Origin of the sequence: Ruminococcus sp. YRD2003 (assembly GCA_900109435.1) — a bacterium.
In the GTDB taxonomy this organism is placed as follows: domain Bacteria; phylum Bacillota; class Clostridia; order Oscillospirales; family Ruminococcaceae; genus Ruminococcus; species Ruminococcus flavefaciens_G.
Genome location: FNZT01000008.1, coordinates 100,894 through 119,042, shown reverse-complemented (window position 1 = coordinate 119,042; position 18,149 = coordinate 100,894). Strand labels below are relative to the sequence as shown.

18 protein-coding genes are annotated in these 18,149 nt (G+C 48.5%); 15 read left to right on the top strand and 3 right to left on the bottom strand.

Annotated elements, in window-relative coordinates; all coding sequences use genetic code 11:
- Positions 1-186 precede the first annotated feature (186 nt).
- Both BMX22_RS07800 and BMX22_RS07795 read left to right on the top strand, forming a co-directional pair.
- Positions 187-1,440, top strand: coding sequence for a VWA-like domain-containing protein (locus BMX22_RS07800; RefSeq protein WP_318259711.1), 1,254 nt, complete (start codon positions 187-189; stop codon positions 1,438-1,440).
- The gene (locus BMX22_RS07795) at positions 1,440-2,945 is read left to right on the top strand and encodes an ATP-binding protein (protein ID WP_074741906.1); all 1,506 of its coding nucleotides are present in this window, start codon (positions 1,440-1,442) and stop codon (positions 2,943-2,945) included. Before BMX22_RS07800 ends, BMX22_RS07795 begins: the two co-directional genes overlap by 1 nt.
- A gap of 360 nt (positions 2,946-3,305) precedes the next feature.
- Here BMX22_RS07795 and BMX22_RS07790 read toward each other — a convergent pair whose 3' ends face one another.
- From BMX22_RS07790 to BMX22_RS07780, 3 genes are all read right to left on the bottom strand, one after another.
- Entirely contained in the window at positions 3,306-5,183 is a 1,878-nt protein-coding gene (locus tag BMX22_RS07790; RefSeq protein WP_074741905.1) for a YecA family protein, read from the bottom strand.
- Between the two features lie 144 nt (positions 5,184-5,327).
- Entirely contained in the window at positions 5,328-5,555 is a 228-nt protein-coding gene (locus BMX22_RS07785) for a hypothetical protein (RefSeq protein ID WP_074741904.1), read from the bottom strand.
- A 135-nt stretch (positions 5,556-5,690) separates the two neighbouring features.
- On the bottom strand, positions 5,691-6,353 hold the full coding sequence (locus tag BMX22_RS07780; protein WP_318259710.1) for an SIMPL domain-containing protein: 663 nt from the start codon (positions 6,351-6,353) through the stop codon (positions 5,691-5,693).
- Between the two features lie 794 nt (positions 6,354-7,147).
- Between BMX22_RS07780 and BMX22_RS07775 the strand changes: the two genes are divergently transcribed.
- The 13 genes from BMX22_RS07775 to BMX22_RS07715 all read left to right on the top strand — a co-directional run bounded on the left by BMX22_RS07775 (position 7,148) and on the right by BMX22_RS07715 (position 18,148).
- Positions 7,148-7,582 (top strand): hypothetical protein, encoded by a 435-nt coding sequence (locus BMX22_RS07775; RefSeq protein WP_074741903.1) that lies wholly within the window; start codon positions 7,148-7,150, stop codon positions 7,580-7,582.
- 41 nt (positions 7,583-7,623) lie between these two features.
- Positions 7,624-7,812, top strand: coding sequence for a hypothetical protein (locus BMX22_RS07770; protein WP_074741902.1), 189 nt, complete (start codon positions 7,624-7,626; stop codon positions 7,810-7,812).
- Positions 7,813-7,814: 2 nt separating this feature from the next.
- The gene (locus BMX22_RS07765; protein ID WP_074741901.1) at positions 7,815-8,159 is read left to right on the top strand and encodes a hypothetical protein; all 345 of its coding nucleotides are present in this window, start codon (positions 7,815-7,817) and stop codon (positions 8,157-8,159) included.
- Positions 8,156-9,271, top strand: coding sequence for a DUF2800 domain-containing protein (locus BMX22_RS07760; protein WP_074741900.1), 1,116 nt, complete (start codon positions 8,156-8,158; stop codon positions 9,269-9,271). Before BMX22_RS07765 ends, BMX22_RS07760 begins: the two co-directional genes overlap by 4 nt.
- 1 nt (position 9,272) lies before the next feature.
- Entirely contained in the window at positions 9,273-9,836 is a 564-nt protein-coding gene (locus tag BMX22_RS07755) for a DUF2815 family protein (protein WP_074741899.1), read from the top strand.
- A gap of 67 nt (positions 9,837-9,903) precedes the next feature.
- Positions 9,904-11,880, top strand: a complete 1,977-nt coding sequence (locus BMX22_RS07750; RefSeq protein ID WP_074741898.1) for a DNA polymerase — start codon at positions 9,904-9,906, stop codon at positions 11,878-11,880.
- A 158-nt stretch (positions 11,881-12,038) separates the two neighbouring features.
- The gene (locus BMX22_RS07745) at positions 12,039-12,467 is read left to right on the top strand and encodes a DUF4406 domain-containing protein (protein WP_074741897.1); all 429 of its coding nucleotides are present in this window, start codon (positions 12,039-12,041) and stop codon (positions 12,465-12,467) included.
- Positions 12,464-14,686 carry a phage/plasmid primase, P4 family gene (locus BMX22_RS07740; RefSeq protein ID WP_074741896.1) on the top strand — a complete coding sequence of 741 codons (2,223 nt, stop codon included), beginning with the start codon at positions 12,464-12,466 and terminating at the stop codon, positions 14,684-14,686. Before BMX22_RS07745 ends, BMX22_RS07740 begins: the two co-directional genes overlap by 4 nt.
- 167 nt (positions 14,687-14,853) lie before the next feature.
- A complete protein-coding gene (locus tag BMX22_RS07735; protein WP_074741976.1) occupies positions 14,854-15,135 on the top strand; it encodes a VRR-NUC domain-containing protein in 282 nt (93 codons plus the stop codon).
- A complete protein-coding gene (locus tag BMX22_RS07730; protein WP_074741895.1) occupies positions 15,116-16,453 on the top strand; it encodes an SNF2-related protein in 1,338 nt (445 codons plus the stop codon). The genes BMX22_RS07735 and BMX22_RS07730 overlap by 20 nt, the downstream gene beginning before the upstream one ends.
- Positions 16,450-16,884 carry a DUF1492 domain-containing protein gene (locus tag BMX22_RS07725; RefSeq protein WP_074741894.1) on the top strand — a complete coding sequence of 145 codons (435 nt, stop codon included), beginning with the start codon at positions 16,450-16,452 and terminating at the stop codon, positions 16,882-16,884. Before BMX22_RS07730 ends, BMX22_RS07725 begins: the two co-directional genes overlap by 4 nt.
- An 83-nt stretch (positions 16,885-16,967) precedes the next feature.
- Complete coding sequence (locus BMX22_RS07720) at positions 16,968-17,318, top strand: HNH endonuclease (protein WP_074741893.1); 351 nt, start codon at positions 16,968-16,970, stop codon at positions 17,316-17,318.
- 269 nt (positions 17,319-17,587) lie between these two features.
- Positions 17,588-18,148, top strand: a complete 561-nt coding sequence (locus BMX22_RS07715) for a terminase (RefSeq protein WP_009986380.1) — start codon at positions 17,588-17,590, stop codon at positions 18,146-18,148.
- Position 18,149 lies beyond the last annotated feature (1 nt).

Here is an 18,149-nt window from a genome sequence, read left to right as displayed (position 1 = left end):
AGCCGCTTTTTTGTGCTTTGTCAGATTTGTTTTAGGGAACGAAAGGCGGTGGTGTTTTTGGACAGAGATGAGAAAATCATTCATCTAAGCGGTCAGGTGTTGAATAATTGCAGAAATACGATAATTCTGAATCTGCGTTTTATGGACTCTGCTCTGAGCAGACTGAAACCTTTGCCGGTAGATTTTATGAAATTTGGCTCTGACGGAAGGCATCTGGTTTATTACCCGAATTTCCTGCTGAAAAGCTATGTCGATAATAATGCGCTGACTGTGCGGCGGTATTTTCATACTCTTCTGCATTGCGTGTTTCGGCACAATTTTGTCAGACTTGACATTGATCGCCGGCTTTGGGATATTGCCTGTGATGTTGCAGTTGAGAGCATGATCTACGGAATGTCTCTTCCGCAGCTCGAAGCGGGACGCAGCAATCTTCTGATGCGTGAACTATGGCACTTTGAGAGTGAATTGAATATCATTACCGCTGAGAAGGTCTACAAGCTTTTCAGGGATGACCCTCCCGATGAACAGCAGCTCAGCGAACTGGAGGATATTTTTTCCCTTGATGATCATCGGCTTTGGTATATGCCTCCGAATGAGAAGGAGCAGCTCGGCATAGGTGGGAACAATAACGAAAACAGCAGCGATGATGATGAACAGATGCTCGGAGATAAGCAAGGCAGCAGCACTTCTGAGGCACCAGCACTCTGCTCCGAGGCGGATTGGGCAGTTATTTCCAGACGAATACAGGTAGATATGGAGACTGTGTCAAAGACTCAGGGCGATAAGGCAGACAGTATGCTCCAGAGCTTGAAGGCACTCAACAGGGAAAAATATGACTATACCTCATTCCTGAAGAAGTTTGCCGTTATGGGAGAGGCAATGCAGGTGAACGATGATGAATTCGATTATATATACTACACCTATGGACTAAAGCTTTACAATAATATGCCGCTGATTGAGCCGCTGGAGTACAAAGACGTCAAGCGGATAAGGGAGTTCGTCATTGCCATTGATACGTCCGGCTCTGTGTCCGGAGACCTTGTTCAGACCTTTCTCAACAAGACATATAATATTATGAAGCAGACAGAGAGCTTTTTCAGAAAGATAAACGTCCACATTATTCAGTGTGATACCGAAATACAGGAACACGTTATGATCACGTCGCAGGAGGAATTCGATAATTATATTGCTCGTATGGCGCTTCACGGCTTTGGCGGAACGGATTTCAGACCTGTGTTCTTACTTGTGGATAAGCTGCTTGAACAGAAGAAATTCACCAATCTGAAAGGGCTGATTTATTTCACAGACGGCTACGGAGACTTTCCTGAAAGGAAGCCACCTTACGAGACTGCATTCGTTTTCGTTGAGGAGGATGAGACCTATGTGCCGCAGGTTCCGCCCTGGGCGATAAAACTTGTTTTAATGGAGGATGAGATCTGATGAATATTGCACAGGCAAAGGAACAAATAAAAAACACTATGACGGCATACTTCGCAAAGGACGAATTCGGCGAATATCTGATACCGGAGGAGGAGCAGCGCCCGGTGTTCCTTATAGGACCTCCCGGAATCGGCAAGACAGCCATTATGCAGCAGATTGCACAGGAATTTGGAGTCGGTCTGGTCTCATATTCAATGACCCACCACACAAGGCAGTCCGCTCTGGGACTTCCCTTCATCGAGAAAAAAACATTCGGAGGCAAAGAATACCGCATTTCGGAGTACACAATGTCAGAGATCATCGCCAGTGTTTATGAGGTTATGGAGAATACAGGCGTAAAGGAGGGCATACTCTTTATCGACGAGATAAACTGCGTCAGTGAGACACTTGCCCCGTCAATGCTACAGTTTTTGCAGTATAAGGTCTTTGGCAGCCACAAGGTGCCGAACGGCTGGATAGTTGTCACTGCGGGAAATCCGCCGGAGTACAATAATTCTGTCAGGGAGTTTGACATAGTTACATGGGACAGACTGAAGGTCATTGAAGTCGAGCCGGAATTCAGCGTATGGACGCACTATGCCGCAAAGAAAAATATCCACCCGTCCATAACGACCTATCTTAACATAAAGAAGGATAATTTTTACCTCATCGAGACTACGGTCGATGGCAAAAGCTATGTAACTGCCCGCGGCTGGAACGACCTGTCAAATATGATATGGCTGATGGAGAAGAACAATATCACTGTAAATGAAATGCTGATCTCGCAGTATCTCCGCCACAAGGGCATAGCAAGGGATTTTGCGATATATTACGACTTGTTCAACAAATACAAGTCTGACTACCAGATCAAGGACATCCTTTCGGGAAAGGTCACCAAGCAGCTCCGGGAAAGAGCCTCCGCTGCCGCCTTTGATGAAAGGCTCAGCATTATCGGTCTGCTGCTTGACGGCCTCGGACACGAATTCAAGAGCATCTGTATTGCAGAAATGGCTCTCAGGAAATATATGATGTTCATTAAGGAACTGCGGCGGAATAAGACTGACTACAACGGTATCACCGCAGAAATTGTCAGAAAGGGTCTGGATAAATACAGGAGTGATTTTTCGGCTGCGAAGCTTGCAGCGGGTGTATCTGCTGACGAAAAAGCCACCTTTCACAGAACTGTGAAGATCATAGAGGTGCTTGAAAAAAAGCTGACGATCGACAGAGGTTCAAGCGATGACATTATACGGTCAGATTTTCAGGTTTGCAAGGAAGGGCTTCTGGAAGTATCGCCTGCAGCTGGCAAAATGCTGGAAAATGCTTTCGGATTCGTTGAGGATTGCTTTGGCATCGGTCAGGAAATGATGATATTTATAACCGAGTTGACAATCAATCCCTATGCGTCATCATTTATCTCAAAATATGGCAGCGAGAAATATTTCAAGTACAACAAGGAGATGCTCCTGCATCAGAGAGGTATGCAGCTCACTGCCGAGATAGCAGAACTGCAGCTTGATGAATGAAAGCTATGAGCCTTATCAATTTATCTGAAAAAGACATGCTGTATCTGAAAAAGACACCGGACTTGTTCCCGAGGACAAGCATAATTACGAATCCGTGAAAGCGCTCATTCCTACATAAGAGAAAAAGTGCCGAATTTTCGGCACTTTTCTTATGCTCTTTAATTTTTCTTTGACATCAATACTACGCACTCAACGTGCGCCAAGACGTAAGATATGATTACGTATAATCCGGAGTAGGGGAGAGTGGTTTCCGTGAGTGCGTAGATTGGTTGTTTTTTCGGTGCTTTATATGCGTGGAAATATGTCGATAATCGCTCTGTTCACGGGAGAATAAGCATAAAGGAGAATTGTTAATCGCTCTTAGTCATAAATTCCTTTGCCTTTACAGCATCTTTTAAACCTTTTTCCGCTTCCGCATGGGCAAGGCTTTTTACCACCTATTTTTGGGGGAATTATTAGCGGTATTTGAGTTGGATCAAAAAATGGAGAAGAAGCCCCCATAATAATTGGTGCTGAATTGAGAAATGGAGATGCATCACTCATGGTTGCTGAATTAACAGAATCCACGGGATCGCTTGGCATATTATAAGTAATTCCATGTTTTTTAAAGTATATTTTATCAATCAAATTCGGACCAAAAGGCATTGTCATAATCGCGGTATCATCATCAATTCCTGACACGAAGGAAGGGTTGCAATAATACTGCTCAATAATTTCTAATTCGTCAAACGACATAAATTGTTTGTGATGTGATATTCTCCATACTATGTAATTAATAAAATCGTCTGGAGTCTTTCTCAGATATTTTTGAATCTCTATGATGTTTTCAAAATCATGGAGATTACAAGTCCAAGGATAGGGTTCATGTTCTTCCTTTTCTAATAGCTGCGAGGTGTTTATAGCAATTTCTCCGAATTGATTTAGTGTTAGGACGAGTGGTAGAATTGTTTTTTTGTGTACGTCGCTAATTGAAAAAGGCTTGACTTTCTGTTCATATAAAGTGGTCGAGTTATTACTCTCAATCAGTTTTTTTAAGATAATTGCCTGTTTATATCCACCGCCAATACCACTATCAGAATTAAAATGATCATAGATGCGCTTATACCCTTTTTCTGGATTGAAGAAAGGCTCTCTAACTTTTGAGGCTTTAATCTCAGCAATAAGGATGAAGTCTTTATATTCTATCAGTAAGTCGTGTTCCTTTGTTCCTTTTTCTTCACAAACGGTTTGATGATAGGAAGCTTTGTCTCCAAAAATTAATTTAAATCGTTCGAGGAACATCTCTTCAACCCGATCTGCTTTTTTCTTGCTATATTTTGAAGCAGCCTTTCCGGTCTGGTTCTCCAACAAATTGGTGATTTTATAATAAATCGCATTAAGAAGAAAAGTTGGAACTGCAACAAATATCGTATCTCCCAATTTACATAATGGCTGATTTACAAAAGGATTTTCATCGTTGTAGTATTTAAAATCGCGTTCTTTGCGTTCGATTGTAAACAAATCCATAAGTGTTGAGGCTTTTCTATCTCCAAAGTATTGATAAATCTCGGCAATATTAATTGAAAAGAAACCGTTTATAGAATTGATAAGAGGCTCACGTATGTCTTGTGAGCTTTTCAAAAAGTCATTGTACGCCTCTTCAGAGAATTCACCATCCATTTTCTCAAATATTGATTCCATTAATTGTCTTGGTTTATCAATGGATTCTTGTACTTTCATTTTAACATAATGATAAAAAGATAAATAGTCGTTAATAGATAAACCAGTAATGGACAGTAATTCATCATCAAATTGAGAAAAAAGTTCGTTAATTAACTGCTCTGTTTGTTCTTCATATCTTAGATCGCCCATATCAAAATACGAAAGGAAGGCAGATGCTGAAATCAATCGTTGTTGCTTTTCGGTATCATTAAGCGAAGAAAACTCGTCAATAGAGGGCAAAAATCCATTATAGTATGTAGACGTTATTTCTTGAAGATCATTTTCTATTTCTTCGTATTTTGCTACATTCTGAATTTGAACGGTATCGGAAGGAGTTGTACTCATAAGTAACCCTGCAAGATATAGGTATTGCTTTTGAGGCGACATGAGATTAGTTTTATTAAATATATCTGATGCTTCTGATGCGTCCTCTCCTTCAGCAATACCAGTAACAAACCGAGTTGCAATCCAACCTAGGATTTCCTTGGTATCAATATTTCGCAGTTTGGATTTTAGCTCTTCGATTTTTTTCTCCATTAAATAACGCCCCCTTTAGCTCTTATTTTCAGATAAATATTGATCCGGTAGCAGTTACATATATTTGTGGCTTAATTGATATGTAAGCTGCTTATTATCAAAATGATCCCTAATCGTCTGGTAAGTAGACGTATAGAGAAGTAGTTACACGCTGAGATGCTTTTCAAATACTGCCATGATTTCCTCGACGCGCTTATCGCCAATACCCTTGATCTGCCGTAGGTCTTTTTCAACCTCCCGCAGATCAAGGAACTTTCTGTCTTTCTCCAGCAGTCCGTTAGCGTAGCGCATCAGGAAAGCTTGAAGTTCCTCACGGCTCATTTTCTTTATCGCACGGTAGGTTTCCCGGTCGATAATCTTCTGTTCAGCCATATATTCACTTCTTTCATATTAAAGCGAAAACGCCCTGCATGAGCAAGACGTTCTCTGATGTACTTTTCAGCCTTATTGCTTGCTTCTTACAGAATAGTATAACATAATATCTGCGAAAAAGCAAGAGTATTGGCGTCATGCAATCTCCCACACAACAATCACTGTGTCAGCAACCTTAATGTCATCAGGCTCGATATCCATATCGTAGCAAGCATCCTCACAAGCAGCCGGAACAGGTGCGCAAGCCTTCATAAGACGGTTCATTGGGTTGACTTCAAACTCAATCTCACCCCAGGTGTAGTCAATGCTCTGGATGTCTTTCAGAGTTACGCCTGCCGCTGCTGTGATTACCACAGCCTTTTCTTTCGCATCTTTGACAGCCTTTCCGAGCAACTCGTTCTTTGCCGCTTCCGGATCTTTCACCGTATAGCTGATACGGATCTCCGGATTCAGGTCGCAGTTTCCGAGGGCAAACAGGATTTTGCCGAGACGCTCGTTGTCAGAATCGAATTCCACTTTGAGAAGGTGCCTGAAGCGGTATCCGACAAAGCGTTGCTTGTAAGCGTCGTTCTCTCTGTAGCTTTCGTACTCGGTATCCACATTGAAGCTGAGCGTTTTCAGGTCAGTACGCTCAAATCCGAATGCTGCGAGAACGTCTTTCAGGCTGTCCGTATCCTCGGACGAGTGGCGGATGGTTTCTGCGCAATCCGGGTACATTCCCTCAAGGGTAATGGTGATTCTTGTCATATCGGGCTTTACCTTGATCTGTCCCTTGCCAGTAACTCTTATCGTTCTCATGATATTACTCCTTTCCCTCAATGCTGGAATCCATCTCAGCAATGATGTCGAATAACTCTATGCGCTGAAGCAGTGGTATACGCTGACGGTGCCGGTGGTAAACCGGAAGCTGGTAGAGGCCGGAGCTGTTCCTCTTACCAATTATGTGGACGGCTACGATGAGAACGGCATCCGGATAGATGCCTGAATTGAATATGTTTTATTTGGCTGTCAGACAGAAATGTCTGGCGGCCTTTTTTATTTTCGGGTACGAATCGTACCCGTTTTATTTATTCCAGCAGCTTCAAACATCACGAAAATGTCTTAAATACGTTGTTTCTGAATCGCAGCTTCCAGTCGGAGAAAAAGACATTTTCCAAAAACGGGTACGATTCGTACCCGTTCCGAATATGTGCGTATCTATGCGGTTTTAAGTATTCATGCACGGCATCACGGATGTATTTCCACATCGGAAATGCGTCGTTTCCGCGTGAAACCGGGTACGATTCGTCCCTTCTTTTCGGAGTAATCCTATGCTACAATTTAGTCATGGTAGTTGAGAGGCAGGCTTAATGGTTACTGCCTGATGCAAAAAACTGTGTCCCGGACAAGACGTTAAACTATCCGCTGCTGTATACTGAGCCGACTGATCATCGGTTGCTCAACAGTCTGTAGCAGAAAATTCTATATGAACGGCTGTCATTTGAGCTGACGGCTGCAGTCCGAACGGAGAAATCCCTTCTGGATGCGGTCTTATTTGTCATGCCCGCCTGCAGCCTGTGGTTCCTCCATTCTCGGAAATGGAGGGATTTTTTATGCTTATCAGATATGAGTTTTGTACCGGTGAGGTAGAGGCGGTTGAGGTGAACGAAGAGATCGGTACAGTAATCGTTGATTCCCGGATAGAGGAAGCAAATCTTGACCGAAAGGAACATCGGCATTGCTGGTCACTCGATGCTATGACATATGAAGGCGGTGAATTCGCTGATCCTGCCGCTGAGGATAACGATCCGTATGGCGTACAGGAGGAGCTGGGGGAAAGTATCTGGCTCGCGTTTTCAAAGCTGTCCGGCGTACAGCGCAGACGGCTCAAGATGCTTGCCGACGGCTTATCTATCAGAGAAATATCCCGTATCGAAGGGAAAAACTTCAAGACGGTATATGAATCGATAGAGGCGGGAAGGAAAAAGTTTCTGAAATATTATGATAAAACACCCCATCAAAGCAGCTCAGTAATGTCCGTATTGTGAAGGCGATAAACCGCCGGATGATTTTCAGAGGAGGTGGCGTGATGAAGCATGCGCTTCAGATCAGCATCGGGAAAAGAATGCAGAGCAGGGGGCTTGTATCCTATCGCAGAATCCCGATAAGGGAAAGGCTGCTCAGACTTCTGCTCGGCAGCAAGACACATCTTACAGTAATTATTCCCGGTGATACTGTTGAGGAACTGGCAATCCGGGAGATCGGAAAGGAAGGATAATCATGGACAAAGGTATGGAACTGATCAATGCACTGAATGCACTGACAAAAGCGGTCGCAGCGCTGACGGAGAAGGTTACAACAGAATACCTCAATACGTTTGAGACCATTTATGATACCGAAAAGGACGAGCCGCAGACAGAGACATCGAAGGATAAGCCTGCACCGAAGAAGGAAGAGACGACTGTCACCTTTGTGCAGCTCCGCAGCCGTCTGTCCGAGATCAGCCGCAGCGGACATACACAGGAAGTCAAGGAGCTGATTGCAAAGTACGGTGCTGAAAAGCTTTCTGATCTTGCTGAGGGTGACTTTGCAGCGGTGCTGGCGGAAGCGGAGGGATTGCTATGAATAGCCACGCTCTTCTTTCACCATCCAGTAGTGAGCGCTGGATCAATTGCCCGCCTTCTGCCAAGGAAAACGTGGGCGGCGACACTGGCAGCAGCTACGCTCAGCAAGGAACTGATGCGCACGCCCTCTGCGAGTACAAGGTAAAGAAGGCGCTGGGCTTCAATGTGCGCGATCCCACCGAAGACTTGACGTACTTTGACGAAGAGATGGCGGAAAGCACCGACGCATACTGTGAGTTCGTTATGGAGCAGGTGCAGGCAGCAAGGGAATCTTGCGCTGATCCGCTGGTTCTGGTTGAACAGCGCCTCGACTTCACCCGTTGGGTAGCAGAGAGCTTCGGCACTGCCGACTGTATTGTTGTCGCCGATGGCGTAATGACGGTCATAGACTTTAAGTACGGGCTTGGCGTCCTCGTCGAAGCGGAGAGAAACAGCCAGATGCGTATGTATGCGCTGGGCGCTCTGAATCTCTTTGAGTCCCTGTATGACATCAATACCATTCGCATGATTATCTTTCAGCCCCGCCGCGATAACGTCAGTACGGCAGAGGTCACAACCGAAGATCTGTTTCGCTGGGCGGACGATGTCCTTATCCCTGCCGCAGCACTTGCAGCAACCGGCGATGGCGACTACAAAGCTGGCAAGCATTGCCAGTTCTGCAAAATCAAGGCTACCTGCCGGAAACGGGCGGAATATAACCTGCAACTGGCGCAGTACGACTTTGCTGTCCCCGATACTCTCGCTGACGACGAAATCAGCATGATCCTCGACCGCGCAGATACATTCATTGGTTGGGTGAATGATGTGAAGGAATATGCGCTTGAACAGGCTATCAGCGGCAAATGCTATCCCGGCTTCAAGGTCGTGGAGGGACGCAGCAACCGTAGATACACAAATACCGATGCCGTTGCAGCGGTTGTCACCGATGCGGGCTATGATCCCTTTGAGAAAAAGCTCATGGGCGTAACTGCGATGACAAAGCTGCTCGGCACTAAGAAGTTCAACACCCTGCTCGGCTCTCTAATCGAAAAGCCGAAGGGTAAACCTACACTTGTACCAGAGTCGGACAAGCGTCCGGCGTGGACAATCGACGATTTCAAGGAGGAAAACTAACATGGCAAAGATTGTTAATCCCACAAAAGTTATCACAGGCAAGAACACTCGCTTCAGCTATCTGATCGTGAACGAACCGAAGGCAATCAACGGCGGCACCCCGAAGTACAGCGTGTCGCTTATCATCCCGAAGTCCGATACAGTCACCGTCGAGAAGATCAAGGCGGCTATCAAGGCTGCCTACGATGAAGGTCAGTCCAAGCTCAAGGGCAATGGCAAGTCCGTGCCGCCCCTGAAGGCAATCAAGACACCGCTGCGTGACGGTGACGAGGAGCGCCCCGATGATGATGCTTATGCAGACTGCTACTTCATCAACGCTAACAGTGCTACGAAGCCTGGCGTCGTTGATGCTGACTGCCAGCCGATCCTCGATACCAGCGAGCTTTACTCCGGTATCTACGGCAGAGCTTCCATCAACTTCTACGCTTTCAATACCAACGGCAACAAGGGCATCGCCTGCGGACTGAACAATCTCCAGAAGCTCCGTGACGGTGAACCGCTCGGCGGAAAGTCCAGAGCTGAGGACGACTTCGCTGACGATGACGACGACGATTTTCTCTCTTGATTAACCAATAAATGTCGGGTGGGCGACTGACGGAATACCGTCCGGGTGGGTTTAAGGAAGTGTTACCATGAAAACCATAGAAATTGATCTGGAGACTCGGAGTGACCGTGACATCACCAAGTGTGGTGTGTACGCTTACGTCGATTCTCCGTATTTTGCTATTACGCTGATGAGCGTGGCGATGGATGACGGTGCAGTACAGCTTTATGATCTGGCAAACGGCGACCGTGTACCCGATGAAATTCTGACAGCGCTGGTGGACGAGTCAATCATCAAAAGAGCCTTCAATGTCAATTTTGAACGTGTATGTCTCTCTAGATATCTGCGGGAGGAATATCCGCAGATCTTCCGCGGCTACAGCATTGATGCCGATACCGTCGGTGATTATCTCAGTCCGGTCGGCTGGCAGTGTACCATGATCCATTGCAGAACGCTCGGTCTGCCATCAACGCTTGCCTCCGCCGGTGCTGCTCTGAAGCTGAAGCAACAGAAGATGCCGGAGGGTAAAGCACTCATCAGGTATTTTTGTGTTCCATATAAGACAGAAAACGGTATTCCGCTGTTTCATGCACCTGCCGATGCACCGGAAAAGTGGGAAACCTTCAAGGCATATAACAAACAGGACGTGGAGGCGGAGCTTGCCATTGACCAGCGCCTTTCACGTTTTCCCGTGCCTGATTTCATCTGGGAGCAGTTTTATCTGGATCAGGAGATCAACGATCGCGGCATCCGTGTTGATATGGAGCTGGTCGAAGCGGCGCTTACACTTGATGCACAGGCGAAGGCAACGCTGTCAGCAGAAATGTGCAGGCTAACTGGAATAGAGAACCCGAATTCCGTGTATCAGCTTCTGGAATGGCTCGGAGAACAGGGATATAAGTCGGACTGTCTGGATAAGGCTGCCGTGAAGGAACTGCTCAAGACTGCAAAAGATCCGGTCAAGTCGGTGCTGGAGCTGCGGCTTATGCTGTCAAAGTCCAGTGTTAAGAAGTATCAGGCGATGCAGACGGCAGCCTGTTCCGATCACAGAGCAAGAGGAATGTTCAGCTTTTACGGCGCTTCCCGCACGGGACGCTGGGCAGGACGCATCATTCAGCTGCAGAACCTGCCGCAGAACCATATCCCTGATCTGACCGAAGCGAGAAATACAGTCAAGTACGGTTATTACGATGAGGTTGAGATGTTCTATGAGGATGTGCCTGATACGCTGTCGCAGCTTATCCGCACCGCTTTTGTTCCCAGACCGGGATATAAGTTTATTGTCGCGGACTTCTCGGCGATCGAAGCCCGTGTCATTGCATGGATCGCCGGAGAGCAGTGGCGCATGGACGCTTTTGCAAACGGCGCGGATATATACTGCGCGTCAGCGTCAAAGATGTTCGGCGTACCGGTTGTGAAGCATGGCGAAAACGGTCATCTGCGTCAGAAGGGCAAGGTCGCGGAGCTTGCCTGCGGCTACGGCGGTAGTGTCGGCGCGATGAAGGCGATGGGCGGTGATTCCCTGAACCTTACCGATGCAGAACTGAAGCAGATCGTGGACGACTGGCGGGCTGCTTCCCCGCATATTACGGCGCTGTGGTGGGCTGTCGATGATGCAGTCAAGAAAGCGATAAAGCAGAAAACCACCACAGAAACACACGGATTGCAGTTCAGCTATCAGAGCAGGATGCTTTTTATCACGCTGCCGTCCGGGAGAAATCTCTGCTACGCGCAGCCGGAAATCGGCGAGAACCAGTTCGGCGGCGAGTCCGTCACATATATGGGCGTGGGCGCATCTAAGAAGTGGGAGCGCATCGAGAGCTACGGTCCGAAGTTCGTCGAGAATATCGTTCAAGGCATAGCGCGTGATCTGCTGATGTACTCTATGCAGACGCTGTCTCACTGTTTTATCGTCGGTCACATACACGACGAAATGATTATAGAGGCAGATCGCAGGATGTCGCTTCCGGAAATATGTGAACAGATGGCAAGAACGCCTGCATGGGCAGAAGGGCTGCTCCTGCGGGCTGATGGATATGAATGCGAATTTTATAGAAAGGATTGATATTATGAAATACAGTATTGAATGGTTTTATGCGCTGGTAAGCGGAAAGCTGATAAAGCCGGAGAAGGTTTACTTGAAGTGCCCGCATTGCGGTAATCTCTGCAATGCTCATAATAACGGAAAGCGCTGCAGCGACTGCAAGTGTAAGAGGGATGATCATGGCAAATAAGTATAACAATGAAGGCTACTACAGCCCGACGGAATATGAAGCATTTACCCGTATCGAGAAGGAGGAGAAGGCAGCGGCGAAGGCTGCGGCCTTTCGTCCCATCGTGTATATCTGTTCACCTTACTCCGGGGATACGGAGAGAAATATATTGAACGCCCGCCGATACAGCCGCTTTGCTGTTGACCGTCATTGTCTGCCGATCACCCCGCATATCTTCTTTACGCAGTTTATGGACGACGATATCCCGGAGGAGCGCGATACCGCGATATTTATGAACTGGGTGCTGATGAGTAAGTGCGCGGAGCTATGGGTATTCGGCAGCAATATTTCCAAGGGCATGAAAGCGGAGATCGATCGTGCCAAGCGAAAGCATATGAAAATCCGCTATTTTACTGAAGAATTGGAGGAGACAACATGAAGTTTACCCTATACACAGCCGACTGCACCGGCAATGCGAAGAATACGCTGTATCCGCACCAGAAGGTCATAACCTCGGAGGCTGATCTCAGAAAGGCCGTCGCCAGCGATCATGTATGCGCCAAGTATGAAAATGATACCCGCTGCGATGCAAATTTCCAGCTTTCCGATGTTGTTCCTATGGACTGCGATAATGACCACAGCGATAATCCCGATGACTGGATCACTCCGGAGAAGCTGGCGGAGCAGCTCACTGATGTTGCATTTGCCGTCACATACAGCCGTCATCATATGCTCAGCAAGGGCAGCGTTTCTGCGAGGCCTCGTTTCCATGTATTCTTTCCGACATCTCCCTGCAAGGATGCAGCTTCCCATAAGAGCATCAAGGCACGGATATATAAGGAGCTCCCGTTTTTCGACGGCAATGCGCTGGACGCATCCCGTTTCCTGTTCGGCTCGAAGGGCGATGTTGTCTGGCATGAAGGCAGTCTGACCATTGAGGACTGGCTTCTCCTGATGAAGTCGAACCGCAGCATTCCGCAAGGGCAGCGTAACAGCACAATGTCACGTATTGCAGGCAGGCTGGTCAAGCGCTTCGGTATTACAGAGGACGCGCACCAGAAGTTTCTTGATAAAGCAGCTGAATGTGATCCGCCTCTTGAAGACGAGGAACTGGAGGGTATCTGGCAGAGTGCCTGCAAATTCGGAAAAAAGGTCACCTCGCAGGAAGGATATGTGCCACCTGAACAGTACGGCGATAACGTTCTTATTCCGGATGATTTTTCTGACGTCGGTGAAGCCCGCACTTTTGTTGAGTGCTTCGGCGACGAAATCGCCTTTACTATCGCCACGAACTACCTGCGCTATAACGGCACCTACTGGGAGGAGTCTGAGCAGGCAGCAGTAATGGCGATGATCGAACACACAGATGCGCAGCTTGCAGAGGCGGACAGGCAGATTGAGGAACGCCTCGGAAATCTCGAGGATCTTGGCGTGCCGAGGATGCTTGCTATGGCAGGCGGTAAAAAGTTCAAGAATGATCTGAATCCGGAGCAGCTTGCTGCCTTCGGCGGATTTGAGTTTTCTAACGGCTTCAGGGGCTTTGTTATGAAATACCGCCATATCCGTAGCCTGAACAATGCGCTCGATGCAGCAAAGCCGCTGGTGCTGAAGCACCCTGAGCAGCTTGACGGAGATCCGATGCTGCTGAATACTCCCGGCGGAACGTATAACCTTGCAAAAGGCCTTGATAGCTGGAGGGCCACCGATCCGACTGACCTTATAACCAAGGTAACAGCGGTCGTGCCGAATGAAGAGGGCAGGGAAATCTGGGAGGACGCTTTGCAGGTATTCTTCTGCAAGGATCAGAGCCTTATTGACTATGTGCAGATGATCTGTGGTCTCTGTCTGATCGGAAAAGTATACACGGAAGCGATGATTATTGCTTACGGCGACGGCAGAAACGGCAAGTCCACCTTCTGGAATGTGATTTATAAGGTTCTTGGCAGCTATTCCGGCAATATCTCCGCTGATGCCCTGACCGTTAATTGCAAGCGTAATGTCAAACCGGAGATGGCGGAGCTGAAGGGCAAGCGTCTGATTATTGCAGCGGAGCTGCAGGAGGGTATGCGCCTGAACACGTCTGTGGTAAAGCAGCTCTGTTCGACCGATCCCATTTTTGCAGAGAAGAAGTTCAAGGCTCCGTTCTCCTTTGAGCCGAGCCATACGCTGGTGCTGTATACCAATCACCTGCCGAAGGTGGCAGCTTCTGACGACGGCACATGGCGCAGACTTATCGTTATTCCGTTTCATGCAAAAATTCAGGGGCAGGACGATAAGAAGAATTACACGCAGTACCTGATTGACAATGCCGGCGGTGCGGTTCTTTCGTGGCTTATCGAGGGTGCCATGAAAGTGGTCGCCGCCGATTTTAAGGTTGACCGCCCGCAATGCGTGCTGGATGCAATCGGCGCATACCGTGAAGGCAATGACTGGCTTGGTGCATTCATCAATGACTGCTGCGACGTAGACAAGAGCTATCAGGAGAAATCCGGAGATCTGTATAAGCGCTATCGTGAGTATTGCATCGATACCGGAGAGTATGTCCGCAGCACTTCAGATTTTTATAACGCACTTGAGCAGGCAGGATATAAAAGGAAGAAGATGAACAGCGGTATTATCGTCCACGGACTTCAGATCCGACTGGAGTTCCTGGATTGACCTGCACTTTTAAACGTCAAAAACCGCGTAGAATCGGGAAAGTGCAGGTCGGTGCAACTCATATCCATACTTTACGCAGGCGAGAAAAATCATAGAATTTTCTTCCTATGGAAAGGTTTGTATATGACCTTCACCGACCTGCACTAATCCCTGGAAAGGTCGTATTTATGCGAGAAAATGAAATCGAAGCAAAACTGGTCAAAGCTGTGAAAGCTGTCGGCGGTGTATGCTGGAAATTTACTTCTCCCGGAACTGCAGGAGTACCCGATCGCATCGTATTGATGCCGTCGGGCAGAATCGGCTTTGTTGAGGTCAAGGCTCCCGGCGAAACGCCACGTCCGCTGCAGCGCCTGCGAATCAGAACACTTCGGCGGCTGGGCTTCAAAGCCTTTGTGCTGGACAGCCCGGAGCAGATTGGAGGAATCATTGATGCAATACAATCCGCATGATTATCAGAAATATGCGATTGACTTTATAGAGAAAAATCCGCAGGCGGCGGTATTGCTGGAATGCGGACTCGGTAAGACGAGCATAACGTTGACTGCGCTGAACGATATGATGTTCGACCGTTTCGAGGTCAGAAAGGTTCTCATCATCGCACCGATCCGTGTATGCAAGAATAGCTGGGCCGCAGAGATCGGGAAGTGGGATCACCTGAAGGGACTCACCTACAGTCTGGTTCTTGGCAGCCGTGACCAGCGCCTTGCCGCTCTTCGGAAGGAAGCTGACCTGTATATCATAAACCGGGAGAACGTACAATGGCTGATCGAGGAAAGCGGGATGCCTTTCGACTTCGATATGATTGTTATCGACGAGCTGAGTTCCTTCAAGAACCACCAGTCCAAGCGCTTCAAGGCCCTGCGGAAGGTACGTCCGTTTGTAAAGCGTATCATCGGGCTGACCGGAACGCCCTGCAGTAACGGTCTCATGGATCTGTGGGCGCAGTTCCGTCTGCTGGACAAGGGCGAACGTCTCGGCAAGCGTATCGGGCAGTACCGTGATGCCTACTTCACACCGGACTGGAATGGTTTCACATATACACCGAGGAAGGGAGCGGAGAAGGAGATATATGCAAAGATCGCTGACATCAGCATTTCCATGAAAACAACCGATCACCTGCAGATGCCGGAGCTCGTGATGACAGCAGATAGGGTAAACCTTGAGGAGGCTGCCGAGATAATGTACAAGGACATGGAGCATGAGATGTGTCTGGATTTTGCCAGCGATTCCATAACAGCAGCAAATGCAGGTGTCCTGTGCGGAAAGCTGACGCAGCTTGCCAGCGGTGCAGTTTATACCGACGGCGGCAGCGTGATGCAGATACACTCCCACAAGCTGGATGCATTAGAGGATCTGATCGAGGCGCAGAACGGCAAACCTGTGCTGATCGCATACTGGTATAAGCACGAACGCGACAGTATCATGGAGCGTTTCGAGTGCAAGGAGATCAGGAGCGATGCCGATATAGCTGACTGGAACAAGGGTAAAATCCCGGTCGCGCTGATTCAGCCTTCTTCCGCAGGCCACGGACTGAACCTCCAGTCCGGCGGCAGCACCATCATCTGGTACACGATGCCATGGTCACTGGAGCTGTATCAGCAGACCAACGCCCGCCTCTGGCGACAGGGGCAGCAATCCGAAACAGTCGTCATCCACCACCTTGTATCGGCGGGAACGATCGACGAGGATATCATGAAGGTTCTGGAAAATAAGGATAAGACACAGTCGGCGATGATGAGTGCCGTGAAAGCGAGGGTGAAGGAATGAAGGAATACTGGGAGCAGGCGGAACGACTCCGCCGCCGCATCAATCGTAAGATACACGAAATCCACCTGCTGCGTCAGCGGGCAGAAGGCATGAACGGTAGCGGCATCAATGATATGCCGAGGACGGTATCTCCCGACCGCAGCAAAATGGAAGGCACCGTTTTCAAGATCATGGCGCTGGAACAGGATATACAGGAAACGCAGGAAGAATACGATGCGCTGATTGCCGATATGGAAATCCGCATCAATGCTGTGCAGGACGGTGATGCCCGTGACCTTCTGCGTAAAAGATACCTCGAATTCCTGCCGTGGTCTGAGATCATGAAGGAAATGGGATACAGCAAGTCCCACGTGTTCCGCCTGCACAGCGATGCGGTGAAATCGCTGAAAAGTTGGGACACCGTGGGACTTGCAAACACCGGTAATGTGTGATATAATGTATAATAGAAGAATCTGTAAAGAGCCGTTGTGGGTATCCGCAGCGGCTTTTCTTATGCCCGAAGGAGGTGTTGGTGATGCCGAGGAAGGCACTGAAACCGTGCAAGCACCCCGGCTGTCCGAGACTGACCGACGGTGCATACTGCGACGAACACAAGCCCCTGCACCCTGAGCGACCGTCTGCCGCCAAGCGTGGCTACGGCAGCAAGTGGCAGCGTGTCAGCAAAGCGTACCTGCGGAAGCATCCGCTGTGCGTGAAGTGTCTGGCGCAGGGAAAGTATGTGACTGCAACGGTCGTTGACCATATCGTTCCGCACCGTGGTGACCATTACCTGATGTGGAGCGATACAAACTGGCAGGCGCTTTGCAAGATCTGTCACGACAGGAAAACCGGAACCGAGGACAGCAGACCGGAATACTCCTACTAATTTCCGCATTCTCCTAAAATGATAAGCTTTTTAGGAGAATGGGGAGGGGCTGGGGGGCTGCCCGGTGGGGGTATCGAAATCTCTACGGAGCAGCGATCACAAGACCGGCGCCCCCTCTCACGCACAAAAAGTCCGGTTCAAACGACCTATTAACCCCTCGAATATTTAATAAGCCGAAATCCGCGTGGTTTCGGCATTTTTTATAAGCGGATGTCCAGCGAGGAACGAGCGCTGGCAGTCGCTTATGCAGAGAATAGGCAGGTGATGATATGGCAAAGGACGGTACAAACCGTGGCGGACGACGTGTCCGTGCAGGCGACAAGCCGAAGCCCCTCGCTGAGAAAATTGCCGCCGGAGAGGATGCCGACATCATCGAATTCACCCCGACCGCGCTGGAAGGTGCTGACCTTGATGATGCCGCTGACCTTGTCGGTGAGGATATGCCCTCGCCGAGTGAATACCTCTCGGCACGACAGAAGGACGGCAAGCCCCTCGGCGCTGATGAAATTTATAAGGAAACATGGATATGGCTGAAGAATCGCGGCTGCGAAAAGCTGGTGAACAAGCGACTGCTCGAAAGCTACTCGCTGGCGTTCGCTCGTTTTATCCAATGTGAGGACGCGCTCTCGACCTACGGTCTGCTCGGCAAGCATCCGACGACCGGCGGCGTGGTCGCATCTCCGTTCGCATCGCTCAGCCAGTCCTATCAGAAACAGGCAAATCTGCTCTGGTATGAGATTTTCGATATCGTGAAGCAGAATTGCACGACCAAGTTCGACGGCTCTCCACAGGATGATATGATGGAGCAGCTACTCCGCAGCAGGAAGTGAG